Genomic DNA, 26,030 nt, shown 5'->3' on the forward strand with positions numbered 1-26,030 from the left:
TACCCGTTTTCGAAAAAGATCTCTTAAACCAATTTTAATATACATCATGTTGATTAATGGTCTCTATGTTCATTATAATAATGGCAAGTGGTTTAACAATGAGCAAAAACCCATATGTTGCCGATTAATCAACAATCACACCCCAAATGTCCAATATCGAAGAAATTTTTCACTGTTATTGTTATAGGGAGGCGTATCTCCATGTCGAAAAAAATAGATCGCAGAAAAATCAGAACGAAAAAGTTGTTACGCCAAGCCTTGCTGGAATTGATTGAAGAAAAAGGGGTAAAGGGGGTTACAGTCAGTAATCTTACCAACCACGCGGATATCAACCGAGGGACGTTTTATTTACATTATCGGGATGTAGATGATTTGATGAAACAATGGCAAGAAGAGTTGTTTACCGCCTTAAGGAGTCGAACACAGGAGATCAACCTATATGATTTTATTCGTTTTAGTGCCAAGGACAAACCTTATCCCGTATTGATTTCCATCCTGGAGTTTATCGCGGAACAAGCCGATTTTCTAAAAGTGCTTTTCGGACCAAAAGGTGACCCATCATTTCTGCTGAAATGGAAACAGTTTATGAGAGAACGAGTCACAGAAAAACTAGAAATCTCACAGCCTGAGGAGGAGAGAATGTTGGTTCCGCGTGAATATCTGATTACGATTGTCATCTCCACCCAATTGGGTATCATTCAGCACTGGATCGAGACCGGGCTGCAACACACCCCTGAAGAAATCGCCACCATTATGACACGGATCGCCGGTCGCGGACCACTGGCTACATTAGGGTTGAAAGAGGGCCCTGTACACAGGCCGGTCGATTAATAACGGGTGCGTATAGGATTTCGCATAGTAGAATAAAAAAGAGCACCTTTTTCAAGGTGCCCCATTGATCAGTATTGAAACTCTTCTTTTAATAGTCCCATTACAACGGTATCATAATACTGACCGTCGATATAGACATCGTTTCTCAATCGTCCTTCAATAACAAACCCGCATTTTTCATAGGAGCGAATCGCTCGCACGTTTCCACTCCACGTATCAAGCTGCACACGGTTTAGATTCATCGTCTGAAACAAATAATGGACGAGCGCTTTCAAGGCATCCGTTCCATAGCCTTTGCCCCAGTACGCTTTTTCGCCAATCCCGATCCCAACTGTACAACGTCGTGAGACAATGTGTAGTTCACGGTACCCGATTACACCGATATGTTCCGCCTTTTCCCCAAGCGTATAAATAGAAAAACTCCCTGTATCACGTTTATCCAGTTTCAGAATCGCTTGTTCATAAGCGTCTTCAAGCTGTTCTAAGGAAACATGGCTAAGACGAAATAAGCTATCTCCTACTCCCATTTTCGCCGTTTCCTCATCGTTGTTCCAGTCATACGTTCTTTTATAATCTTCGAGCGACACCGGCCGCAATTGGACTTTTTTCCCGGTAATCAAGGGTGTGATCCCAACCTTTCGTTTGTTTTTCACAAGTTTTGTAGCATTTGTTAACACGATTTGTATGCACCATTAGCATCACACCCCTTCTAACGAAATCTACCATTATTATATCATAAAAAACTTATACTCCTAGCTCCCTCCAGATCATGTTGTCAATGGCTAAATCTGATGGGTTTCGGTCTGGTATATCGGCCACAACACCGGATATTCTCTCTATTTCTTGTTGGATAAATTGTTCCAATACAGGCTGCGGGGGACTTTGTCCCATTTCGCCCGTTTGTTGTTTCCGGTTAATCAGTTCCACAATACTGCTGGATACCTTAGGTTGTAGATCAACCCCCTCCATCACCTTCCACATGGATGTCGGAGGTACGCTTTCCCGCTGCTCCACCCACTGGATACACAGCAGCGGCCGCAAAACATACAGATATTTTTTCAGCTGGATTTCCGCTCTTCCCTCCAAGTGGGTACGATAATTCCCTTTGGCCATATTGAGGTAATGGTGGGCAAGGCGATGAAGGGAATAATGTTCTTTCGTCCACTGCCGCAACTGATCCGCAAAATTTTCTCGTTCCACATAAACGATCGGCGAAAACAACCATTCCATCAAGGAGGGATTGGATTTACGAAACAGCCGTAACGCTTTAACTATATCCCAGCCGTTCACATCCAAATCATCGACGATCGGTCGTTCAATCACATCACGTGACACCGATAGGCGCACATAATCCCGAACCGGTCGTTTGTATATAAAACGAACATCATAATCACTGTCTGCGGAAGCAAACCCCCACGCCCGACTGCCCGATTCCGCCGCATATAGGATGGTTACACCCTCTTCATTCTCCATTCGGGTCAAAGCATCCACGATTTGTTGTTTTATCTTGATCACCTCAATCGATGAATGGTTACAATAAAAAACCGCCTCACGGCGGCTATTTCTTCACCAACTCGCGAATTTTGGCTTGCACATCCTGATACAGAAAAAGCGGCCACAACAAGACGAACCCGATCGCCAGAACCATGTAAACAAATCTTTCCCCACGTGTTCTGGCCAATATTTTGGCTTGCTCTCTCAATTTCTCAACTTCAGGATCTTCCTCTTCTTCCATCGCCGCAAACAACGTCGGTTCCCCTTGTTTTTTCCAATAAATTACACCAATGACACAGTACAAGGCTAAAAGAATCCAAACCCCTTCCCCATACATCCAGTCAACTCCCCCATTTTAGCTGATTCGTCTTACCCTCTTTTTCTGATCTGTTTTATTTTCTTTCAAACAATGATCCGTCTTCAAAATTGGATAATAAACGCAATTCTAGATAAATCTTATTCCTTCTGCCTGCAAAGTGTCAACACGTTCTTGATAAGACTGTGAAACACGTTCTCCCTAATTTTTAAGTCATCTTACTTGACATCAATTCGCGATTCCATTTACAGAAACTATTACTTTATGATAAATTGTTATACAATTTATCTTATGGAGATCTGACCATTATAACTTATTATGAAAAAGTGGGAGCGTGAAAGCATGCGTCTTGCAACCATTAAAAAAGACGGGCAAGAACTAGCGGCGATCGTATTGTCGGAAGGTGTCATCCCCCTTTCCGCTGTAAACGAAGAGCTGGGAACCACATGGCCTTCATCCTTATTTGAAATCATCCGCCTCGAGCAATTACCGTCATTAAAAACATGGTTTCAGCAAGAATGGGAATCCCTAATGCATCCCTTGCGCAATCGAATCATCCCTTTATCGCAAGTGGTATACGCTCCTCTCTACCGTCATCCCCGCAAAATATGGGGAATCGGGCTCAATTATGTGGAACATGCGACTGATCTAAGCGAAAAAGCACCGAATACGGAACCAGCTAGCTTTATGAAGCCCGACACTGCCATCATCGGCCCTAATGACACGATTCAAATTCCAGTGCAATCGGAACGGACGACGGCGGAAGCGGAATTGGGCTTGATCATCGGCAAAGCGTGTAAAAATGTATCCGAGGAAGAGGCTCCTGACGTGATCGCCGGCTTTACGACGATAATCGATATGACGGCGGAAGATATTTTGCAGAAAAATCCGCGCTACTTAACCCGTTCCAAAAGCTTTGATACTTTTTTTAGTTTTGGTCCCCATCTGATTACGCCCGATGAGGTGGACGATGTTCTTAAACTTGAAGTGGCAACCATGATCAATGGAGCCCTCCACCGTAAAAACGTCGTCTCCAACATGACTTTTCGCCTTTGGTCCCTCGTCTCCTTTCACTCCAAGGTGATGACCTTGCTGCCGGGTGATATTATTTCTACCGGAACTCCAGGCGCAGTGGTGATTCGTGACGGCGATATTGTGGAATGTCAGATTGACGGATTTGAGAAGCTGGTCAATCATGTAAAGGACATGAAAATTTCCGGATAAGAGGAGGTTTTGTGTGATGGAACTTCATCTGCAAAATAAAGTTGCTCTGGTGGTTGCATCCAGTCAGGGATTGGGCAAAGCAATCGCCGCTCAATTGGTAAGAGAAGGGGCCCATGTGATGTTGACCAGCCGCAACGAGGAAAAGTTAGCGTCTGTGAAAGCTGAGTTGCAACCGATGGGCACGGGAAAAGTAGCTTATCATGCCGCCGATATTACCAAAGTGGATGACATTCGATCCCTGGTGCAACAAACACGGGATACCTTCGGTAAAATCGACATTTTAATCAATAATGCCGGTGGTCCTCCTGGCGGTTCCTTTGATCAGTTTTCCGATGACGATTGGCAAAAAGCATTTGAGTTAAACTTACTCAGCTATATTCGTATCATTCGTGAAGTTCTCCCCGATTTAAAGCGAGAAGGCGGACGAGTTATCAATATCGCCTCCTCCTCGATCAAGCAGCCGATCCCGGGGTTACTGTTATCCAATACCTTTCGCTTAGGCATCGTCGGATTAACCAAAACCCTGGCCGAAGAACTGGCTCCATACGGGATTACGATCAACACCGTCGCTCCCGGCCGGATCGCTACCGACCGCGTCGCTTTTCTCGATCAGATGAAAGCCGATCGCCTCGGTGTCAACCGCGAACAGATCGAGAAACAATCGCGGCAAGCGATCCCGTTAAAACGATACGGGACACCGGAAGAGTTTGCCAATGTGGTTACTTTCCTAGTGTCCGATGCTAACTCGTATATGACCGGAAGCTCCATTCTCGTCGATGGCGGCATGATCAAGTCGATATAAATCATTGGATACGCGATAAAGCGGTAAACAACTCTCTCAGCTTCGCTTCATCCTTTTCCGCATAAGCTGTTACAAAGGCTTGTAGTTGCACTGGAGCGGGGCGGTGGCGGAAGTATTGGTTTGACCTCAACAGTTTAAAGATGTTTAACCATAAAGAAAAGTAATACCGATATTGCAGGTAGGAAGCGATGTTCTTCACCCAAACGGCAAAGACTGGTCAAAAGCGATCAGCGGAGCTGGTGTAGACATCGCTTTTCACATTTTCTCGTAAAGCTACCCATACGATCCGTTCTGCACACATTAAGCCGATTTCATAATAGTTGATCTCCAAAGTTCAGTCCCAGGAAGTGTCGCGGCGATATTTTGCAGAGTCTCATGAATTGAAAGTATGAATATTCCGCCTATTATGGGCGGATGTCGGCCAGTACCGCATCTAAAATGGTGAGTTGATTGTACAGATGACTAATCTATTGTCGTATGGGATGAGGATATGGTAGGCTTTCTGCTGGAATGCAGCTATACCTTTGAAAAAGCGTTATTAACCAACGGCATCTCGCTTCCCCATTACTGAGCAGGAACAGCGGTGCCGATGTATATCTCAAATCTCCCTTGTTCCCGCCGTACGTTTTAAAGATCCGATTGTGGACGGTATGCGTCCCATTCCGAAAAAAATCGGCCATTAACCGACAGCTGTTCATTTCCCTCAATTTCTTTTTCCATATTTTTTAAAACAAAGGAAGTGATCCTTCTTTATTGTCCAAAATATAGGTGTACAGGTCTGTTTATTGTTCGATTCATTGATTACTGACAAAAGGAGGATTTTGCCATGACGTCAAAAGAGGATCGTATTACGCCCTCTTCCACACTTACATTTAAAGACTATGTAAAAGCGATTGGCCCAGGCGTGATTATCGCTGCGGCCATCATTGGACCGGGAACCGTTACAACCACCTCGGTGGCAGGAGCCACTTATGGGTATGAAGCGCTCTGGATTGTGATTCTGGCATGTGTGGTCTCCTATTTTTATCAGGAGCCCGCCATTCGCATCACATTGCGTAAAAGTACATCTTTAATGGAAGGAGTGCGTCAACATGTCGGAAAACCGGCCTCCGGTTTTTTATTGGTCGCTCTAATCACGGGAGCTGTCGCTTTTCAAGCGGGTAATTTTACCGGCGCGGCTATGGCCCTCAATTATTTTATACCAGAAATAACGATCACCGCATGGGCCTTGACCATGGCGATTTCGGCATTGGTTATCGCTTGGCTCGGAGTTTACACCTTGTTAGAAAACATCAATAAGGTTTTGATCGGCCTGATGGTTGTGGCTTTTGTCATTACCGGCTTTGTATCCGGCCCCAGCCTCGGTGATCTGGTAAGCAAAGGCTTTTCCTTCCGTATACCGGGAGGAGACTACTGGATGGTGCTCGCGCTGTTGGCGACCACATTGCCCCCTAATACTGTATTGGGCCTATCCGCCTTTCTTAAAAAGAAATACGCAACCGTAGCCGATCGCATCCCCTCTCGGGAAATTGCCCTCTCCCGCTTCGATCTCCGCTTTAACATGGTAATTACTGCGTTTATCACCGGATCGATCATCATCTGTGCCGGTGCCGTCATTCATCCACAAGGGATTGAGATAACCGGAGCCGAGGATATGGCGATGCAACTAACTCCGCTTTTGGGGCGGTTTGCTGGGGTATCGTTTGCCTTGGGATTGTGGGCGGCCGGTTTTTCTTCCGGTCTGTATCAAGCCTCTTTGGCCTACATTTTGATGAACCAGGCATTTGGGTGGCCGGAAGATGCCACCGCACTCCGCAGTCGTATCATCATGGTGGTGACCAGTTTGGTACCGGTCGGGATTATCGCCCTGTTTGACGAGATGCCGATTGCCGTCATCGTCACCGCACAAGCCTTAAACGGGTTGGCGTTACCGCTGGTGGCAGCCTTGATCTGGCTTCTCAGCAATAAGAAAGATTTCTTAGGGGATTCCGTCAACAACTCCAGACAAAATATCATCTACGGTTTGATTATGCTACTGGTTACCTTTCTGGCGCTGCGTGTCTTTCTTGAGTTATTCCATGTCATTTAGGTGAAGCGCTAAAGAGAACCCATCGCCGCCATCCAGCGACTACAACTTACGTCGGTCGGAACAGACGCGAGTGTTTCTGGAAAACATTCTAATTGACCACGCCTCCGCTTTATAGTAAGCTTTTAAAATAATTTCATATCACGGGGATAGGTATGTTGGATTAGTCCAACGTTTAAAAGGGAAATCGGTGAAAATCCGATGCGGTCCCGCCACTGTAACAGGGGAACCGACGGCATATCAGCCACTCATTCATTTGCATGGATCACGAATGGGGAAGGCGCCGTCCGATGATGAACCTGGAGCCAGGAGACCTGCCTATCCCAACAACACCAGTGGTACCTACGGTTGATAGGGAGGTGTTTGGATGAACGGGATTGAACCCATTTGAATTTGTCATGGGAAGTAATCACATGAACAGAAGCATCCAGCCATCTCCGCGTGTGTACTTGGGAGATGGCTTTTTTAATGATGAAAGGGGCGATGGATTGTGGTAAACGTATACACCAGTAACCTCGGATACCCGCGAATCGGAAAACGGCGAGAATGGAAAAAAGCGCTGGAATCTCATTGGTCCGGCAAAATCGAGCAAGCGGAGTTGGAGGAGCGGATAAAAACGCTCCGGCATGAATACTTGCATACACAGGTGGAAAAAGGGGTTGATCTCCCACCCGTGGGTGACTTCACCTACTATGACCATGTGTTGGATACGGCGGTCATGTTTGGACTGATCCCCAAGCGCTTTGGCCATGATGGAGGTCCAGTTTCCCTGGACACCTATTTTGCAATGGCCCGAGGGAATCAAAAAGCGGTCGCATGTGAAATGACCAAATGGTTTGATACCAACTACCATTACATCGTTCCGGAATGGGAAGAGGAAATGGTACCCACTTTGCTGGAAAACCGTCCGCTTCGTGCTTTCCGTGAAGCCAAACGCTGGGGAATCAACGCCAAACCGGTGATTCTAGGCCCGTTTACATTTTTAAAACTGGCCAAGGGATTTCATCCTGATCAGTTTTCCCGCTTGCTCTTGGACACCCTCACTCCGCTGTATGCCCAAGTGCTGCAAGAATTAGAGGCAGCAGGCGCCGATTGGATTCAACTGGATGAACCCGCCTTCGTAACGGATGTCACCGCCGCTGAAATGGAATGGTTACACACCGCATACAGTCGACTGGCGGATGCCGCTCCTGGGCTGCGCCTGTTGGTGCAAACTTATTTTGACTCCGTCTCCGCTTACTCCGATCTAATCCGTTTACCAGTACACGGAATCGGGCTGGATCTGGTGTACGGCCGGGAAGAAAACCTGGCATCGCTCCAAAAGCATGGATTTCCCGAGGATAAAGTACTTGCGCTAGGTTTGATCGACGGCCGTAACATCTGGAAAACACCCTTGCAAAAACAGCTCAACCTGCTGGAGGAGATTCGGGAGATCGTCTCTCCGGCCGCATGGATGTTACAACCCTCTTGCAGCCTGTTGCATGTACCGGTAGATGCGGCAGAAGAGCAGGAGCTACCATCAGAGTTAGCCGGGGTAATCGCCTTTGCCCATGAAAAATTGGATGAATTGAGCATTTTAAAAGAAGGATTCCTCCACGGGCAAGCGGTTGTTGCCGAAGTATTGCAAGAAAACGCTGCTGCGATTGAAACGTTTGATCAGGCTTCTTTTCGCCGGATTCCTGAGATACGGAAGGAGATCGCCAACCTTACTTCCACAGCCTTTACCCGCAGCCATCCCTTTGCCGAACGACAAGAACAGCAGGAAAAATTCTACTCCTTCCCGCTGTTTCCCACCACAACCATCGGCAGTTTTCCGCAAAGCCCGGAGGTGCGACGCGCCCGTAAAAAATGGCGAACGGGCGAATGGTCCGAGGAACGTTACCGTGAATTTGTACAAAAAGAGACCGCTCGTTGGATCGGCATTCAGGAAGAGATCGGCTTGGATGTACTGGTTCACGGTGAATTTGAACGAACCGATATGGTAGAGTATTTTAGCGATAAATTGACCGGCTTCTCCTTTACGAAACACGGTTGGGTCCAATCCTACGGTTCCCGTTGTGTTAAACCACCCATCATCCACGGCGATGTCGCTTTCCATGCACCGATGACGGCGGAGATGAGCAGCTATGCGCAATCGCTGACAGAAAAAAAGGTAAAAGGCATGTTGACCGGCCCCACCACCATGATCCGTTGGTCCTTTGTGCGTGATGATCTCCCGGAAAGCGAAGTCGCTCTTCAAATCGGGTATGCCTTGCGACAGGAAGTGGATGCACTGGAGTCCAGCGGGATCGCCATCATCCAGGTGGACGAACCGGCATTGCGCGAAGGGTTGCCCCTAAAGAAACACAAGTGGAAGGCATACCTGGATCAAGCGGTACGCGCATTCCGTCTGGCCACCTCTTCTGTTCAACCGCAAACACAAATCCACACTCATATGTGTTATAGCGAGTTTCATGATATCATCGATGCGATTCAAACGCTGGATGCCGACGTCATTTCCATTGAATCCTCGCGCAGTCACGGGGAGCTGATCCATGCCTTTGAGGAAAAAACGTATCCCTTAGGGATTGGACTGGGCGTCTACGATATCCATAGCCCCCGCATCCCCACAGAAGCGGAAATGTTACAGACGGTTGAGCGGGCATTGCGCGTTCTGCCCCCTACTCTTTTTTGGATCAATCCCGACTGCGGCTTAAAAACGCGACGAGAAGAGGAAGTAGTAGCCTCCCTGCAAAAGATGGTGCAGGTGGCACAAGCGATTCGCCAGCAGTGGCAGAAGACGATTACTTCTTAAAGGGATTCCGCCTTGCCCCTTTATGGAAGCAAGGCGGTTTACAGATTTTTGCCGACTAAAGACCAACTCCTTTAGGGGTGGGATGAAAGGCCGCGTTACTCGGTATCCTTTATTGGGGATGGTAAGAGCAATCCGTTTGTTGTATAATCGAACGTATGAGCGGTGCCCATCCCACTGATAGTGGGTTTGTTCCTTGAAAACGTTATGGTATGGGGTTCTAGCGGCGAAAATCCCTTCCGCTGGGTAAAACCATAAGAGTGAACAAAAAGGAACTAGAACGCTGGTAACAGGCGTTCCGCCCATGCGGGTACATACAGCTTAAGCTGTAGAACTGCATGGGACGGGCTGATGAGACAGCCCTGAACTTAGGAGTTGCACGAAGCAGAAATGAATTGAGTGCGCTAACTACCTAAGAATCCTGCGGCTTCAGTCGTGTGGAGTCTCAAACAACCACATCCCGCTTTTTAAAAATGAACCATGCAATTACATGAAATAATAAAAAATGAACGATTAACACACCAAGGGAAAATTCCAGTGTCATCCCTTTGAACACAGGATCGCCACCTTGTACATATGGACTCAGATCCAAATTGGCGAACAGGAGAAACTTTCCTCCTTCCCAACTCACATAAGCGAGTAACTCTGTCAAAAACGAACCTACAAACAGTAAAAAAATGGTCAATCCAATGGAAAGGGAACTACTGCGGGAAACTGTGGAAAGCAGAAAAGCGAGTGTAGCCATCATGATTACTTCCACTAGATACAAACCACAATCGATTCCAAGGTTTAATAGCTGCTGAATGGGGTTTCCCTCTAATGAAGGCTGACCGAAAAAGATCAACCCAAACACCAATGTACTGATCCAGAAAATAATCATGCAAAGGACGGCAAACAGCAAAACAGCCAAATATTTAGATTGTAGGATTTTGGTCCGATTGGCCGGACGGATTAACAGCAGTTTCACCGTTCCCCAGTTAAATTCACTGGATATGATATCCCCCGCGATCACAATGGTCCAGATTTGAACGAAAAACAACAGATGAGTACTATCCGCAGCAAAAGACCACCAGTCATACTGAACCCCTGATGAATGTTCTAGATATTTCATGAAGAGTGCCATGCAAAAATGTAGAAGAATCATCAGTCCAATAAACACAGTCGTTCGCAATCGCTCCATGATTTTCATAAGCTCAATCCGCAACAAACGGTACCGACTAGTCATTGTAATCACCTTCTGTCATTTCCAAAAACCGATCTTCCAGTGTTTTTTCCATCCTCTTAATTTCGTACACTTGAATACCCCTATAAGCCAATCGAGTGTTTAGAACGGCGATCTCCGCTTTTTTCAATGTAATCTCAAACCCCTTTGAACCCTGCTTAAACGCTATATTCCAATTCAACTCCTTTAAAATGTCGGAAATTTGGTCCAGTTGATCCACCTCAAATTGAACAAGCATGCTTTCGCCATCCGGCTCCATTTCATTCACTTGCTTCACCAATCGCCCCTGTTGCATAATCACGACTCGATCACACATCAATTCCATTTCCGACAGTAAGTGACTCGATACCACCACTGCGGTTCCTTTTTCCTTTGCCAAATAATGAAGGTAATCTCGTAACTCGCGGATTCCCGCAGGATCAAGCCCGTTGGTTGGTTCATCCAGGATAAGAATTGATGGCTCGTGCAGGATTGCTTGTGCTACGCCTAAGCGCTGGCGCATCCCGAGAGAGTACGTCCTAACGGGATCATGGATGCTTGAATCCAGTTTTACAATTGAAACAACCTTATTCATTCTTTCCTTCGTGATACCCGGTACCATGCAGGAATAATGAAGCAAATTTTTATACCCTGACAAAAAGGGGTAAAGCTCCGGATTTTCTACAATGGCACCCACATGGCGAATCGCTTCTTCAAACTGTGTTCGAATGCTATGGCTATGAATAAGGATGTCCCCTGCCGTCATCGCCATGAGACCCACCATCATTCTAATCACGGTTGTCTTTCCAGCTCCGTTCGGCCCAAGAAGGCCTACAATCTCCCCTGGAAACACCTCAAACGACAGCTGATCGACAATTTTTTTGCCATTGATCACTTTACTCACGTTGCTAACCTCTATCACAGGAGTTGGTTCCATCGGCTACTTCCCTTCTTTTTAGATCAAGTGATAAACGATTTGGGCCTTAGTGTCATTGTAAAAGAAACGAACATCAAAAAAGGGGTAATCATTTTAGAAAATGTCCCCGTATTCCCTGCTTCCATCCGCTATAATAACGGTAGAAACTTGAAGGAGAACAAGGTGATTCAATGAAAATTGTAGAGCATTACTTGGAATTGCGTCTAAACTATATGACAGTGGAAAATCACTGTACACTGGAAGTTAGTTTAAAAGAATTATCAAACGTGCTCTACTGCTCTCCACGCAATGTAAAACGGATTATGAACGCACTGGACGATGAAGGATTTCTTTACTGGAAGCCGGGAGGCGGCCGCGGGAGACGATCAAAATTTCAATTTAAGCGTTCTCTATCGGATGTGTTTCTGTTGTATTTTAAACACTTGGTCGGCCGTGGAAAGTTCAAAGAAGCGATTCGCACCCTTAAACAAAACGGCGTCCCCGTCGAGATCCGGGAAGAATGCTACAAACATTTGATGAGGGAATTGAGCTTCCCACGGGTTGAATTAGATGAAAATGGATGGAATACAGCCGATCCAAGCCGATCTACCCTATCCCCCGCCATCGTTTCCACCGTCACGGGAAGATGGCTATTGGTAGACGGAGGACGCCAGCAACAAAGAGAACAGGAAACGGGATAACGTGAAATGCCCAATCGAGGTTTTCTTGATTCCGCACGGTTGGTTTAAGTGTGATAATCGCTCAACTCTTTAAGCCCCCGTTCAAGCGGGGGCTTTGATTTGCGGTCGGGGTATTTGAATGGGGGCTTGTCTACCGATTCTTATTTGAAAGACGGATGGCCGCTAACAAATCCGCTTTTTGGTTTGAAGGTCAAAATAAATTCCCGGTCTGCCTGACACACCTCTTTCTTATACCAAAAACTGAACTTACTCCGCAAACAAAAAAACGCCGCATATCAGCATATGCGGCGTTGACATGTCAATCACTGAACGACAAATCTCACCTTGGTACCGTCAGGATAGCTGCTGACTTGATTCCCCACCCAAGCCCCTGCACCGCGATTGTCGGAGGGAGATATGTAGCGTACACTGGCACCTTTGCCGCCCTCTAGACACATTGCCATCGGATATTCGTCACGGTCATATCCTTCTTTGGTCGGTATACCGGCTAGGGATTCTTTACGGCGCTGATCAGCACCCGGACGGTCAATGGTACAGATATCAGGGTGACCAGCGCGGATGGCATCACGGATGTGGGCTCCTGTTTCTGGATAACGATCACTAGGGAAGTAAAGGACATAGTCATAGCTGGCAGCATCGCTGGACTGTGTCTGAAAACCGATCACCATGGAAGAGACGAGAAATAGAACGGCCAAAAACAGAGTAATACGCTTTTTAAGCATGAAGAACTACCCCTTTTGTCGTAAATTTGAGACAAATCTATTATAAGGGGTTTCCTTGTAAAATTTAATTATTTTTTTGTTAAAAATCGTTAGGATATTTTAAATGGCTTTGTTGGTGCATTTTTTTGATAATTTTTAGGTTAATGATCAAAAAATATACAGTTTACATAGATATACTTAAAAAACAAAAATAAAATGATTAACTAATAACCGGCGAACCATTCTTTAATCGTGGAAATCCAACTGAATACTCCTCGATCATCATTTCACCCTATTTCTATACACTCTCTTCCTCCGAAACCTAGATCCTTCTCATTATGGTAAGTGCACACGCTTCATCGATATAATGGAAAAAACCTTCAGCCATGAAGGGAGGGATTGGATGCTGGGTAAGTTAAAGCAGCTCCTGTCGGATTCATTCGCTTTTTCTATCGCCCTGATGGGAAATAAATTGGTGGGGATGCTGCTTTTCCCTGTCTTTGCTCGCTCCCTTGACACCGCCCAATACGGTGACTGGGATATGACCAACAGTATCGCCATGGTGTTAACCTACCTCTGTATCCTGGGAACCGATAGCGCTCTCGCGTTTTATCATTTTGACGACAAAGAGGAGGTGGAACGAAAACGGTACTTTACAGCCGCACTTCTCTTTCCAGTGATGTTGGGTACGGGCTTGGTGATTGCCGCTCTGTTTGTCAGTAACCCACTCTCCTCTGTTCTCTATCAAAACAACTCTGGTTACTCCCACTTGTTCCTTTATGCCATGGTGATGATCCTGGCCAATATCATCATCCACCAAATTCTAGCTTATGCCCGTTTTACGCGGCGGGTATGGACCTTTAACCTGGGAACCGCCGCCTATGTAATCGGCTCGTCTCTCTGGAGCATCGGCTTTGTCGTCATCGCCGATATGGGTGTGGTCGGTATCTTCCTCGGGCAAATCGTGGGCCAGTGGTCAGTGGCACTGGTTTTGCTGTGGCTATTTCGAAAACAGTTAACCCGTTCAGTCCAATGGGACTACCTTCAACGCCTGCTCCGTTATGGTGCTCCCCTTCTGCCGGCATTGCTTGCATTCTGGGTGATGAACGCTCTTAGTCGACCCATGATTTATCATTGGATTTCCGCTGAAGCGGCGGGTCTGTTTGGAGCTGCGGCTCGTATCGCCAGCATCATCGTCCTGTTTACCTCCGCCTTTCAGCTGGCATGGCGTCCTTTTGCCTTATCCATCAAAGAACAGGTGGATGCTCCCCGTATCTATAGTATGGTGGGACGGGGATATTTGGTAGGAGCTACCTTTTTCCTGCTGGCCCTCACATGGTCGATTCAACCGGTGATCCAGATCCTAACCGGTGACGCCGAATATCTTTCTGCTTATCCCTATGTGTGGCTGCTGGCCCTTGGTACCATTCTAAATGGAATGACGGGTATCGTCGGAGTTGGCTTATTGATCCACAAACGGACAAAAGCAATCTCTTACACGTTTATGATGGCTGCATGTCTTTTCGTCACCGGAACCATCCTGCTAATTCCCTGGTGGGGGTTGTGGGCACCGACGATTATGACTGGTGTTGCTTATGGCTTTGCCGTCCTCTCCATTTATCGCAAAGCACAGCGCATGTACCTGGTCAATTTTCGTATGCCCTCATTGCTGTGGTATCTATCGATCTGTATCGGTTGTTACTCCCTCCTCACCTTGGGACAGTTACAGGAATGGGAGCATTGGTGGCTGTTGGGTCCGCTCTCTTTCACCATCATGGTGATCGCCGTGTTTATGACCGGTGTCCTACAGTGGAAAACAGTCCCTTTCTTTCTTCATCGCCTACCTCAGTTTGTTCGGCGGGGGATGTGATCATGAAAAACAGCGGCGACCAGTCTATTCACCACGACAAGCATTACCGCTCGCCTCAGTAGACGGCACCGACGCGATCGTGATAAGGTATGAATAATCTCTCACAGACGGGGAGGCTATTCTATGAAAATAACCGCATCCAACCATATTCAACGCTTACGACGGGGCGTGTTTCACGATCTGTTGGACAAAAAGCGGGGACTGGCGGCTCAGGGGCATGCTTTGATTGATCTGAGCGTCGGCAGTCCGGATCAACCGCCGCCTGACTTCGTCAAGGAGATTATCCAACATTATTCCGCCCGCGATGATGCCTATGGGTATACGATGGGTGCCCTCCCTTCATTTAATCAAGCCGTAGCAACCTTTTATCGCGAACGACACGGGGTTTCCCTCAACCTTGATACCGAAGTATTACAACTGATTGGATCCCAGGATGGGCTGGCCCATTTGGCGACCGCACTGATCAATCCCGGTGATATTGTCTTAGTTCCCGATCCCGGATATCCCATCTTTGAAGTGGGGGTCCATATCGCTGGTGGCGAGCCTTATGCGATGCCGCTGCGAAAAGAAAATGGATTCCTCCCCCGATTGGATGAAATCCCAACTGAAATCGCAGATCGCGCCAAGATGATGGTGCTCAATTATCCTGCCAACCCGGTTACAGCGACTGCCGATCAAACATTTTTAGAAGAAGCGGTCCGATTCGCCCGTCGCCACAACATCTTGTTGGTACAGGATTTTACGTATTCTGAGTTGGTGTTTGACGGCAAACAAGCGGTAAGCCTCTTATCCGTCCCTGGTGCCAAAGAGGTGGCAGTCGAATTTAACTCCTTGTCCAAAACCTTTAACATGGCGGGCTGCCGCATCGGTTATATGGCAGGCAATGCCCATGTAATCAAGATTATGGCGACCATGATGTCTCATACACAGTACGGCATCTTTCTCCCCATTCAAAAGGCAGCGGAAAAAATACTAATCGATGGAAGCTCGTTTATCGCGCAACAACGAGCACGTTACCAATCCCGCCGTGATGCCTTGGTGACAGCGTTGGCAGATGCGGGATGGAACATCACCAAACCGCCTGCGACGATGTATGTATGGGCTCCCCTCCCCCCAGGTTGGAGCTCCGTTGATTTTACCTTCCGTTTAATGGAACAAACCGGCGTTATCGTCACTCCCGGCAATGCCTTTGGACGGGAAGGGGAAGGCTATGTCCGTATCACGTTGGTACAAACGGAAGAGACCCTGCGCGAAGCTGCGAAGCGCATTTGTACATTTCTAAAGACCGCTCATATACGATAAGATGAAACTTCGACCAGCGGCGCCCTACTTTCCCCGTGATCGCGAATGGACTGGTCATAATCTTTCAAAGGCAGTGATCCCCTATTTTACAATTGAAAGGCCAAAAAAGACCGCCTCATCGGCCGGTCTTTTTTTCATCCCGATCAACGTTGTACCCGAACCATTTTTTCTGCATAAAGATAGGGTGAGATTTCGATCAGACCTACTAAAACAACTGCATAACCCCAATCAAGATAAGCAATAGTGCTCCCGCTTGATTCACCCATGGATGGGCCAATTTTAAACCGAGACTTTGGCCGAGACGATCACCCAGCCATAACATTAAGCTACTTACCACTCCCATACAGAGACCAAAAATTACGGAATGAAATCCGAGCAATCCGCCGCTTAAGCCCATCGCAAAATTATTGATGGATAATCCGATAGCGAGAAACCACCACTCTTTATCAACCAAGGTATGATAATACGTCGCCCGCTTGTGCGAGGAGACCCAGGCGTAAAGTCCGATCAGGACCAAGATTCCACCGGCAATCCAATCACTAAGGTACAGCGGAAACCACTGTTTGAGCCACATCCCGCCTTCGGCGGCAATTCCGGCAATTACACCTCCGATCAGCCCGATGATCCCTAAAGCGGCTGGTGGGATGACGCGGCCTCTTAATCCATAAGCCACTCCTACTCCGAGGTTATCCACATTGGAAGCGAAAGAGATAAGCACCAAAGCAATGATAGAATGGATCTCCATCGTTATCCCCTTCTTTTTTGTATATTGCATGGTATGTTCCATTTGCATCGTTGGTTCGTAGAAAGGGCATATTCCTATTAGATGGAAATTGGCCAATAATAGACTCGATGAAACAAACAGTGGAGAGGATTGATGACGATGACCTTTTTATGGTTGGCTGTCCTCTTTTTTGCCGCTACCAATATCGATGATCTCTTTTTGTTGATCGCCTGGTTTTCTCAGAAAAGTCCTAAACTAAAAACCAAACAGATCGTATTGGGGCAAGTGGTGGGATTTTCTCTTTTATTGGCACTCAGCCTGATCGGATCGATGGGGGCATTAATCATTCCATCGGCATGGGTGGGATTGTTGGGGGCAGTTCCTATCTACCTCGGCATTCGCATGTTTATTCGCGAAATGAAAGCAAAAAATGAACAAACCAATCAACGGTTACATCATCCAAAAACAAACCGTTCGATCGGATTTCTCAGCCCTTACACTTACCAAGTGGCGGCTGTTACGTTTGCCAATGGCGGCGATAACATCGGCGTATATATCCCTTTTTTCAGCAGCCACAGCGGATGGCAGATCGTGATGATCCTACTGGTTTTTTACAGCATGATCGCACTATGGTGTTATGCAGGTTATAAGCTGGTCCACCACCCCCTGATCGCCAAAGTCATCCAGCGCTACGGCCATCTGATCATTCCCTTTATTTTGGTTGGACTGGGCTTTTATATCTTCTTGGAGAACGATACGTTTAGTCTTTTCCGGTATCTATAAGTCTCCCCCGCCTCTAATGCTAAGAGGCGGGGGTTTCTTGCCATCAGGAGCAGATACTATAAGCGTGTATAAGCGGAAAAATAGAAGAATTTGTGGAACGTTTACAAAACGGTTCAAAATGACCTACAATGATTAAACTTCATCCGGCATCCACATTTGCCCGCTTCTGCACAAACCGCACCACCCGAACGATTTCCTCTACCAACTCCTCGTCAAACAGTCCGTAAACCCCTTCCCGGTGCAACGCCACAAACGGTTCGTCCATCAGCTGTCCAGGATCTAGCGTACCGTTCTTGGTCAAATAATCGATGATCAGCTGGATGAAATGGATTTGATTCGCATTTAGCGTCGTTTTTCCGAGCAGATCAGCAAACGCCTCACGGGCTGCTTCCAGCTCCAAGCCCAGCAGGCTGCGCACAAACGTACCAAAAGAAAAACCCCCTTCGCCGAACAACGCTTCAAATTCTTCCCGGGTTCCCACCTGCTCGGCAAACAGAATCTCTTCGAACGCTTGGACATCCAACGCCGTGATCGATTTGTTCTTACGCAGCTTCTGAATGGCGATATGATCTTGGTGCTTGCGGATAAACTTGCTCACCTTTTCCTGGTATAGGGAGAGGTCGTGCGTTTTGGGCAGTACTCCGTCCTCGGTGATTACGCCCAGCGAATCGGTGAAATCGGTATAGAGAATCACCCGCTGCACTCGGTCCAACAGGGAAAGGAGTTCCCGCAAGGTTACGCGAATTCTCTCCAGCTCCTGAATCTTCGCCGCCTCGGCAAACCCTTCGCCAACCACGCGCTGAATCAGCTCCGCATGCTTTTTCACTTCGTGGATGTTTTGTTTTTGAAGCAGGCGTTCGCCCACTTTTTTCAGCCGGTTCCAGCCGGATGTTACCTGCCTCGGCTCCCCGATTCCCAGCTTGGCTCCCTGCAGTCGGAGCATTAGAAGGTCAAATCGTTTCTTCTCCTCGGAACTGTCGTCAATCACCAGCCTGGCCAGTGAGAAGTTGAGATTCTTCAGATCTTCATCCGGAATATAGGCCCAACTGTACGGACTCCGATATTTCAGCACCAACTGAAGATGAGGCCGAACAGCGAAATGGTGTTCATCCAGATTCTCCAGTTGCAAGGTGACCGTCCGGATGAGAGATTGACGCAAATCTTCCAGCTCCGGCTTCTCCCGCAAGGCACGGATCAGATCCACCCGTTGTTTAAACAACTTTGCCGTGATCGACTCCACCCTATGGCCGGTCTCGGTTTCTTCCTGAAAGCGGAATTTTTCCACATTGCCGCAGAAATCGAACAGAAGTGCATGTGTTTTCGACTGATTCGGACCGAACAGGTCATCACACTGGCGTGTCCCCCGGCCGATCATCTGCCAAAATTTCGAAAATGAATCCAATGGGCGGAACATCACCAGATTGGCTACTTCTGGTATATCCACCCCGGTGTCCAGCATGTCGACCGACACGGCGATCTGTGGCCATTTCTCCCGGTCTTTAAATTTTTCGATCAGCCGATCTACATAATCCACGTTGTTGTGGACTGCCGCAGCAAAATGTCCCTGGTAATGTGGGTACATTTCGTCAAACACTTCTACAATGATCCTGGCATGTTCTTGTGTTCGGGCAAAAATAATCGTCTTGGCAAGCACATCTCCGCCCTGCACCTTGATGCCTTTTTCCATCAGGAGCCGCAACGCCTTGCGTACCGTATCCCAGTTGAAGACCCAAGCATTCAGTGCGGAGTTCTCCACGATGTCTTTTCCGGTGACGTTTTTCACCTTGGTGTCGTATTCACCCTGCTCATCCTTGACGAGCTCCCCCCGCTTGATGCCCTCTTTCAGAAATTTAAGCGAAGCCTCGACCGGCTTTACCGGGACCAGATACCCTTCCGCCACTGCCTGTGCATATTCGTAAGCAAAGGTAGGCACGCCTTTTTCCAACCCGAAAAACTTGTAAGTATCCCGGTGCACTTCCACCTTGGGGGTGGCTGTCAGGCCGACCAGCAGGGCGTCAAAATACTGGAAAATCAGGCCGAATTCATTGTAGATGGAGCGGTGTGCCTCATCAATAATGATCAAGTCGAAGTGCCCCGACCCAAACGGAATCGGATCACCCGGCCGCGGTTCCACCAGATTCAGCATGGTCTGGTAGGTGGAGAAATAAAGCCGCGCCGAAGTGTCCCCCTTCTCTTCCAATAGGTTGCATACCGTCTCATTGGGCAGATGCTTCTTAAACTCTCCGGACGCCTGATTCACCAGCACCCTTCGGTCGGCAAGAAAGAGTACATTACGCACCCAACCCGCCTGTTTCAGAAAATCGACCAGGGCAATCGCTGTCCGTGTCTTGCCGGTTCCGGTAGCCATCACCAGCAGTGCGTGACGCTTCCCCGCCTCCAGTGCCTCCGCCGTTCGCCGTATCGCCTCGGTTTGGTACGGCCGCCCGGCGATCTCCATGTTGATCACTCGGTCCTTCAGCGGTTTCCGCGTCTCCTTGCGCTGCAAAATCCACTCCAATTCGTCCTTGCGGAAGAAGGAAGCCACCCTCCGCGGCGGGCCATCCCGATCATCCCAAAACCAAGTCTCGTATCCATTGGTGTAGAAGATCAGCGGTCGCCGGCCCTTTTTTTGCAGCAGATCGGCATATAGTACGGCCTTTTGTTTGCCTTCCTCAGGCTTGCGAACGGTGCTTTTCGCTTCGATCACGGCTAAAGGCAGACCATCATCCCCCCACAACACATAATCGCAATAACCCTGCCCGCTTTTGTTCGGCATCCCCTCCACCGCAAATTCCTGGACGTTTTCCCTCTCGGGGTCCCAGCGGGCCTCCCGCAGCATGACGTCGATCAGAAGTTGGCGCGTGCGTGCCTCGTTCTCTGGTAATATCTCTACCTTCGGCTTTAGCGCCCGTTCTTTCTCCTTGGCACGCAGCTGTTCCCGGAGCCGCCGGTTCTCCTCGGTAATCTCCAGCAACTTAGTATCTTTTTCGGCGATCTGCTTCTCCAGTTTGACTAGCTCTTCCCTCGACTCCGGCAGCGGCGCCGCACCCGTCCGAGGGATCAGCGACTCATCCAGCTTAAGGTTCTTCACCGGAGGCTGTGCATAGTAGCGGGCCAGCCAGCTGAGGAACAGAAAAAGATGATCGAAGGTGAGCCGCGCATCTTTCACTGGGATCGGCGTATCTTCATGTACAGCCAGGTTCCCCAGTTTCACGATCACCTTCAATGGCCCAAACATCCCAGGCGACAAATTTTCCCGAAAGGTGCGCTCATGGATCAGATCGCCTAGCATCGGCTTTTCCTTGGGCGGATAGCGGAGGTAATCGTCGTTTTTATACAACCACTTCACCACCCGCTCCAGCGTCACCCGGCTGTAAAATAGCGACGTACGCGGCTTCACATAAACATTGGATTCAGCTTCGACGGCGGCCTCATGAACCGACTTCCACTGCGGAAACTTCGCCAGAAATTCCACGTTGAGCGGCATCCCCGTCACCCTCCTGATCTGTTGAAAATGAAAGCTCCCCTCTATACGCGCGCTGCAGGAGGGATTGGAAGTTTTCTTCGAGTTTGTCGAGTTGTTTTTGCTTAAGGGATTTTTGAGATTGGATCTCCATCAAAAGCTTTGCATACTGATTTTGAAGATGAATCGGAGGAAGAGGAGTTTTGAATGATTGAATCATCCCTAGAGTCAAGTTTTTCTGACGTACCCCTCGTCGTTGAGACAAATAATAAGGTCTCATTATTTTAAAGTTTGTATAGGCCCATATCACATTTAACAAACTTGTATCAGGGGTCAGATTTGCACAAGCTTGATTCGCTGAAGATACTTTTTCCAAAATACCAAGTTTAAACGCTGCTGTATCATACATACCTATAAGTAATGAACCTGGTTCAAATAACTTTGCAGAACTATGATTTATTGCCTCAAGACTGATTTTTTCTTTTGAGCCTTTTAAAAACATTTCATTTAATTCGCCAGCGGTATACCAATCGATATCACCCTTGAAAAAGTGGTTTTGTTTTCGACTCGGTGTTCCTCCGCTCTTCCATGCCCCAAGTTCCTTAAATTCGACTAAATGCCATCTGAAATGGTTTTTAACAGGATCCCCAAACATCTCCAAAAACACGGACTGTACCAACTCATCCAGCTTGGCAATAGCCTGTTTCCGCTTCTGGATCAGCGCATCCGCCTCATCCAGTACCTGGACGATTTGCTTTTGGATGTGGAGAGGGGGGAGGGGGATTGGTATTTCTTTGATTTTGGAAAGACTCAAAGCTGGCTGAGCTGTTTTAGACGCTATACTTTTAAGATGATTTGTCATAATTGGAGAGTTCAACCAGTGTAATAAGTACTTTTTTGATACCTTTGTTTCATCGACCGTTACCTTTGCTAAGTTTGCAGGAATAATAGCAAATGGATATCCATTAAGATCGGTAATTTCTGCAGAATAACCTACAGACCCAATTTTCACCACCAAAATGTCTCCAACAATTACCTTGCTTCGTTTTAATTCTTCAGCCTTTTCTTTGGATATAAAACGTATATAATCCCATGCAAATTTGTTGCTTGTTATATTCTTTCCCTGTAGCACAGGGATACCACTATCTACATAGTCAGATACTTTTAAACTAGAACCAAATGGCCCATCAACAATAGCATTTTTCTTGTTTGCTGCTATATCGATAAGTCTCGCCCAAGTATAAACTGTTTTAATCATAAATCAGTACCTCCAACCGCTTCATTCCCTGCTGAATCTCCTCTTCCAGCTGCGCGATCTCCCCTAAAATCTCCTTCGGCGGGGCGTACTCGATCTCTTCGTATACTTGCTCTTTGTATCGGTTGATCGACAGATCGTACTTGTTTGCCCGGATCTCATCGGCCACCACTAGAAACGACTGCTCGGTGCGAGCGCGGGATTTTTCCGCCTCCAGGTTGTGGAAGCGAGTGATGATGTCCGGGATGTTGTTCTCCTCATGCTTGTTGTGGTCGAGTGGGCGCCGGTTATCGTCCAGTGAGTAGCCGTCGGCCTGCATATCATAAAACCAGACCCGATCGGTTCCTCCGATTCCCGTCTTAGTGAAAATCAGGACGGCAGTGGAAACCCCTGCATACGGCTTAAACACACCGGAGGGCATAGAAATAACCGCTTCCAGCTTGTGATTGTCTACGACTTCCTTGCGGATGTCCATATGGGCTTTTGATGAGCCGAACAGCACTCCGTCCGGAACAATCACCGCACAGCGCCCACCCGTTTTCAGCAGTCGAAGCATCAAAGCGAGGAATAGGAGCTCCGTCTTCTTTGTCTTTACCTTTTTCAGCAGGTTATCCGCTACCCCGCTTTGGTCGAGGGAACCTTTAAACGGCGGATTGGCCAGCACCAGCGTATATTTCTCCTCTTCCTCATTCTCTTTGGACAACGAATCGCGATAGAGGATATTCGGGTCTTCGATCCCATGCATCATCAGGTTCATGGAAGCGATCCGAAGCATCGTCTGGTCGGTGTCAAAGCCGTAAAACATCGTTTTGTTGAAGTGTTCTCGTCGTTCACGTCCCTCGGCTCGGATAAACAGCTCTTCCTGGTAACGATCATAGATATAATGAGCGGACTCCACCAAAAAACCGGCCGTACCTGCGGCAGGATCGGCGATGATGTCCTGCGGAGTGGGTTTCATCAATTCCACCATCATGCGGATAATATGACGTGGCGTACGGAATTGGCCGTTGGTTCCGGATGTAGAAATTTTGGACAGCAGATACTCGTACAAATCCCCCATTGTATCCTTGTTCTGCGCCGGGAGCTCCGCCAGTATCTGATCGATCGCTGTCACCACCCGTTGCAGCAACTGAGAGGTAGGAATAATGAACACGGCGCTCTCTAGGTGGCGCGTAAAATTCTCCCCGCCCAGCGACTTCATGTGCGGAAATGCTTCATCCTTCACGATTCGGAACATTTCCTCAGCCCTCCGGTTGCGAAATCGGGACCAGCGAATGTGCTCCTGATTAGATTCGAAGATCGGATCTTCCACAGGTTTATCATCTAGGCGGGCTTTTCTCTCCATCGTGTTTTGCCGTTCATCCAGCTGTTTCATAAACAACAGATATGTAAATTGCTCAATCACAGACAGCGGGTTGGTAATCCCCCCGGTCCAAAACATCTCCCAAATCTTGTCCACACGGTTTCTGGCCTCTCCAGTGATCATGGCTGTCCTCCTGTTTCGTGTTTCAAATTCAACGATTGCGGATAAAAATATTATACCAAATCAGGTACGTCCAAAATGGGTAAACTTTTCGTTGACAACACTTTGTCCGACAAAAAAACCGGGAATCGACTTGGATCGATTCCCGGTTTTATTTTGATTTACATTTCCTCGATTAAAGCGCGAAGTGACTCCTTATTCTTTGCTTCTAACAACGATTGGCGGAAGGATTCATCCATCAATTTGCGCGACAGCGCTTGTAAGATTTTGAGATGTTCATCTCCCGCTTGTTCCGCCGGTACCGCAATCATAAAGACCAGCTTGGCCGGTTCCCCGTCAATGCTGTCCCAATCAACCCCGGCGCTACTCCGACCGAAGGCGACCCGCGCCTCCGAGACACCCACCGATTTCCCATGGGGGATGGCAATCCCAAAGCCGATACCGGTACTGCCGTGTTCCTCCCGTGCGTACAAGTCACGGTGAAACTGTTCTTTATCGGAAAGAACGCCCGAAGCATCCAATTTAGAGAGAAGCTCCTCCATCACCGTATCACGGGATTTCCCTTCCAATTCCAGCACCATCAGATCTTCCGTCAGCAGATCGGATAATTTCATCGATCAACATCCTCTCAACAATTCATTTTCAAAGAAAAACACTTTCTCTATTATACCGATTGACGGACTACAGATGAAACCCTACGTCTATTTGCCCCTTCCGTCAAGCCGAGTCGCATTCCTATGACTACTTCCCCTCATTCTCCCGCTATTTACGCAGGTTTTAACTTAATCCACATAAAACAAGGGTTCTCAAGATAAATCCTTCGTTTACAATAGAAGAGGAGCATTACTACCAAAGGAGGATTTGGAAGCGATTTGGAACCACAACACACAGCGGAAACCACCACACAACCCTTCACCGATCGGATTAACCGGTTTGTATCCCATCCCCGATTTACAACGACAATCCTGAGCTTGATCCTGCTCAATGCCGTTCTGTTGGGATTGGAAACCTACCCAGCCATATATCAACCGTACCAAGCGCTGTTCCACGGAGTCGATCAGTTACTCTTGTGGATTTTTACCTTGGAAATCATCCTAAAAATGATAGCGGTGCGCCGGTGGTACCAATTTTTCCGTGATCCTTGGAATCTGTTCGATCTGCTCATCATCACGAGCAGCCACCTGTTGGCGGATGCGCAGTTTGTCGTTGTCCTGCGGATTCTGCGCGTATTGCGCATATTGCGAACGGTCTCCGTTCTGCCCGCCCTGCGCCGTCTAGTAAAAACATTGCTGGCCACGATTCCATCTCTTGGAAACATCGGCATCCTGCTCGGGATTATCTTTTATATTTTTGGTGTCATGGGTACCATTTTATTCCGGGATGTCGCTCCCCAATATTTTGGGTCCCTTCATCTGTCCCTCCTCTCCCTCTTTCAAATCGTCACCTTGGAATCCTGGGCCAGTGGCATTATGTGGCCAATCCAGGCAGAAAAACCGTGGGCGTGGATCTATTTTGTCAGTTTTGTCTTGGTCGGCACCTTTGTCGTCCTCAATCTGTTTATTGGGGTTATCGTCAATAAAGTGGAAAAAATAGCGGCGGAAGAGGAAGAACTGGAGCAACTGCGAGAGGAAGCGAAACTGCAAGATGAGGTTCGTCACTTGCGGGATGAAATTTTGTCCCTAAAAACAATGGTGGCACAACAGCAGCAAACACCACCAGAAGAAAAGAACAGCTCTGATCAAAAAGACGAATGAAGTATGTGCAGCAACTTGCCGATCTCCCTATAAGCTAGCAGTCGCGATCCACAAAAAAACACACAACAAACCCGGCATCGATCGATTGCCGGGCTTGCTTTTTATATGAACCCCTTGAGAAAGGTACATATCGTGGTATTCATCCGCGGTGATCAAACAAGGTGCGTGCCACCTTTTTGACCGTATCCATCGTTTCCTTTACCGCTTTCCTCTGATCGACCTCGTGGTATGCTTCCACCTGCCCATCTCCATCCATGTAGTAATGACAGAAAAAGAGGGCGAGGGCGATTGTAAAGGATAAGATTTTTAATTTGAATGTGGACACGGCCATCC

Annotated in this window: 22 protein-coding genes and 1 riboswitch; of the genes, 10 read left to right on the plus strand and 12 right to left on the minus strand. The window is 47.7% G+C overall.

Annotation, left to right across the window (positions count from 1 at the left end; all coding sequences use genetic code 11):
* The first annotated feature begins 201 nt into the window (after positions 1-201).
* Positions 202-831 (plus strand): TetR/AcrR family transcriptional regulator, encoded by a 630-nt coding sequence (locus C8J48_RS10885; RefSeq protein ID WP_170105386.1) that lies wholly within the window; start codon positions 202-204, stop codon positions 829-831.
* A 68-nt stretch (positions 832-899) separates the two neighbouring features.
* Here C8J48_RS10885 and C8J48_RS10890 read toward each other — a convergent pair whose 3' ends face one another.
* From C8J48_RS10890 to C8J48_RS10900, 3 genes are all read right to left on the minus strand, one after another.
* Entirely contained in the window at positions 900-1,451 is a 552-nt protein-coding gene (locus tag C8J48_RS10890) for a GNAT family N-acetyltransferase (protein WP_107727710.1), read from the minus strand.
* A 124-nt stretch (positions 1,452-1,575) separates the two neighbouring features.
* Entirely contained in the window at positions 1,576-2,346 is a 771-nt protein-coding gene (locus C8J48_RS10895) for a nucleotidyltransferase domain-containing protein (RefSeq protein WP_107726708.1), read from the minus strand.
* A gap of 43 nt (positions 2,347-2,389) precedes the next feature.
* Positions 2,390-2,662, minus strand: coding sequence for a hypothetical protein (locus C8J48_RS10900; RefSeq protein ID WP_107726710.1), 273 nt, complete (start codon positions 2,660-2,662; stop codon positions 2,390-2,392).
* Between the two features lie 321 nt (positions 2,663-2,983).
* Here C8J48_RS10900 and C8J48_RS10905 point away from each other — a divergent pair, with 321 nt between their 5' ends.
* The 4 genes from C8J48_RS10905 (at position 2,984) to metE (ending at position 9,547) form a co-directional block, all read left to right on the plus strand.
* Positions 2,984-3,865 (plus strand): fumarylacetoacetate hydrolase family protein, encoded by an 882-nt coding sequence (locus C8J48_RS10905; protein ID WP_107727711.1) that lies wholly within the window; start codon positions 2,984-2,986, stop codon positions 3,863-3,865.
* Between the two features lie 16 nt (positions 3,866-3,881).
* Complete coding sequence (locus C8J48_RS10910; protein ID WP_107726713.1) at positions 3,882-4,667, plus strand: SDR family oxidoreductase; 786 nt, start codon at positions 3,882-3,884, stop codon at positions 4,665-4,667.
* 826 nt (positions 4,668-5,493) lie between these two features.
* Positions 5,494-6,756: an Nramp family divalent metal transporter gene (locus C8J48_RS10915; protein ID WP_107726715.1), complete on the plus strand. Its 1,263-nt coding sequence runs from the start codon at positions 5,494-5,496 to the stop codon at positions 6,754-6,756.
* A 131-nt stretch (positions 6,757-6,887) separates the two neighbouring features.
* Positions 6,888-7,089: riboswitch (cobalamin riboswitch) on the plus strand.
* A 154-nt stretch (positions 7,090-7,243) separates the two neighbouring features.
* On the plus strand, positions 7,244-9,547 hold the full coding sequence (metE, locus tag C8J48_RS10920) for a 5-methyltetrahydropteroyltriglutamate--homocysteine S-methyltransferase (RefSeq protein WP_107726717.1): 2,304 nt from the start codon (positions 7,244-7,246) through the stop codon (positions 9,545-9,547).
* A 442-nt stretch (positions 9,548-9,989) separates the two neighbouring features.
* Here the strand turns inward: metE and C8J48_RS10925 are convergent, their stop codons facing one another.
* Together C8J48_RS10925 and C8J48_RS10930 are read right to left on the minus strand one after the other, a co-directional pair.
* On the minus strand, positions 9,990-10,769 hold the full coding sequence (locus C8J48_RS10925) for an ABC transporter permease (RefSeq protein ID WP_107726719.1): 780 nt from the start codon (positions 10,767-10,769) through the stop codon (positions 9,990-9,992).
* Positions 10,762-11,682 (minus strand): ABC transporter ATP-binding protein, encoded by a 921-nt coding sequence (locus tag C8J48_RS10930; protein WP_107726721.1) that lies wholly within the window; start codon positions 11,680-11,682, stop codon positions 10,762-10,764. Before C8J48_RS10930 ends, C8J48_RS10925 begins: the two co-directional genes overlap by 8 nt.
* Positions 11,683-11,852: 170 nt before the next feature.
* Between C8J48_RS10930 and C8J48_RS10935 the strand changes: the two genes are divergently transcribed.
* Positions 11,853-12,362 carry an SgrR family transcriptional regulator gene (locus C8J48_RS10935; RefSeq protein ID WP_107726723.1) on the plus strand — a complete coding sequence of 170 codons (510 nt, stop codon included), beginning with the start codon at positions 11,853-11,855 and terminating at the stop codon, positions 12,360-12,362.
* A 302-nt stretch (positions 12,363-12,664) separates the two neighbouring features.
* Here the strand turns inward: C8J48_RS10935 and C8J48_RS10940 are convergent, their stop codons facing one another.
* Positions 12,665-13,084 (minus strand): NucA/NucB deoxyribonuclease domain-containing protein, encoded by a 420-nt coding sequence (locus C8J48_RS10940; RefSeq protein WP_107726725.1) that lies wholly within the window; start codon positions 13,082-13,084, stop codon positions 12,665-12,667.
* A 382-nt stretch (positions 13,085-13,466) separates the two neighbouring features.
* Here C8J48_RS10940 and C8J48_RS10945 point away from each other — a divergent pair, with 382 nt between their 5' ends.
* Together C8J48_RS10945 and C8J48_RS10950 are read left to right on the plus strand one after the other, a co-directional pair.
* The gene (locus C8J48_RS10945) at positions 13,467-14,933 is read left to right on the plus strand and encodes a lipopolysaccharide biosynthesis protein (protein WP_170105388.1); all 1,467 of its coding nucleotides are present in this window, start codon (positions 13,467-13,469) and stop codon (positions 14,931-14,933) included.
* A 123-nt stretch (positions 14,934-15,056) separates the two neighbouring features.
* The gene (locus tag C8J48_RS10950) at positions 15,057-16,235 is read left to right on the plus strand and encodes an LL-diaminopimelate aminotransferase (RefSeq protein ID WP_107726729.1); all 1,179 of its coding nucleotides are present in this window, start codon (positions 15,057-15,059) and stop codon (positions 16,233-16,235) included.
* A 205-nt stretch (positions 16,236-16,440) separates the two neighbouring features.
* Here C8J48_RS10950 and C8J48_RS10955 read toward each other — a convergent pair whose 3' ends face one another.
* On the minus strand, positions 16,441-17,028 hold the full coding sequence (locus C8J48_RS10955; RefSeq protein ID WP_107726730.1) for a manganese efflux pump: 588 nt from the start codon (positions 17,026-17,028) through the stop codon (positions 16,441-16,443).
* An 84-nt stretch (positions 17,029-17,112) separates the two neighbouring features.
* On the opposite strand from C8J48_RS10955, the gene C8J48_RS10960 reads away from it, so the two are divergent.
* Entirely contained in the window at positions 17,113-17,742 is a 630-nt protein-coding gene (locus C8J48_RS10960; protein WP_107726732.1) for a cadmium resistance transporter, read from the plus strand.
* Between the two features lie 139 nt (positions 17,743-17,881).
* Here the strand turns inward: C8J48_RS10960 and C8J48_RS10965 are convergent, their stop codons facing one another.
* The 4 genes from C8J48_RS10965 to C8J48_RS10980 all read right to left on the minus strand — a co-directional run bounded on the left by C8J48_RS10965 (position 17,882) and on the right by C8J48_RS10980 (position 24,557).
* Entirely contained in the window at positions 17,882-21,229 is a 3,348-nt protein-coding gene (locus tag C8J48_RS10965) for a DEAD/DEAH box helicase family protein (RefSeq protein ID WP_107726734.1), read from the minus strand.
* Positions 21,174-22,463, minus strand: a complete 1,290-nt coding sequence (locus tag C8J48_RS10970; protein WP_107726736.1) for a restriction endonuclease subunit S — start codon at positions 22,461-22,463, stop codon at positions 21,174-21,176. The genes C8J48_RS10965 and C8J48_RS10970 overlap by 56 nt, the downstream gene beginning before the upstream one ends.
* Positions 22,456-23,946: a type I restriction-modification system subunit M gene (locus C8J48_RS10975; protein WP_107726738.1), complete on the minus strand. Its 1,491-nt coding sequence runs from the start codon at positions 23,944-23,946 to the stop codon at positions 22,456-22,458. Before C8J48_RS10975 ends, C8J48_RS10970 begins: the two co-directional genes overlap by 8 nt.
* A 158-nt stretch (positions 23,947-24,104) precedes the next feature.
* On the minus strand, positions 24,105-24,557 hold the full coding sequence (locus tag C8J48_RS10980) for a PTS sugar transporter subunit IIA (protein WP_107726740.1): 453 nt from the start codon (positions 24,555-24,557) through the stop codon (positions 24,105-24,107).
* Between the two features lie 258 nt (positions 24,558-24,815).
* Between C8J48_RS10980 and C8J48_RS10985 the strand changes: the two genes are divergently transcribed.
* Positions 24,816-25,697 (plus strand): ion transporter, encoded by an 882-nt coding sequence (locus C8J48_RS10985; protein WP_107726742.1) that lies wholly within the window; start codon positions 24,816-24,818, stop codon positions 25,695-25,697.
* Between the two features lie 139 nt (positions 25,698-25,836).
* Here the strand turns inward: C8J48_RS10985 and C8J48_RS10990 are convergent, their stop codons facing one another.
* A complete protein-coding gene (locus tag C8J48_RS10990) occupies positions 25,837-26,022 on the minus strand; it encodes a hypothetical protein (RefSeq protein ID WP_107726744.1) in 186 nt (61 codons plus the stop codon).
* Between the last annotated feature and the right edge of the window lie 8 nt (positions 26,023-26,030).

Source organism: Desmospora activa DSM 45169 (genome assembly GCF_003046315.1).
In the GTDB taxonomy this organism is placed as follows: Bacteria; Bacillota; Bacilli; order Thermoactinomycetales; family DSM-45169; genus Desmospora; species Desmospora activa.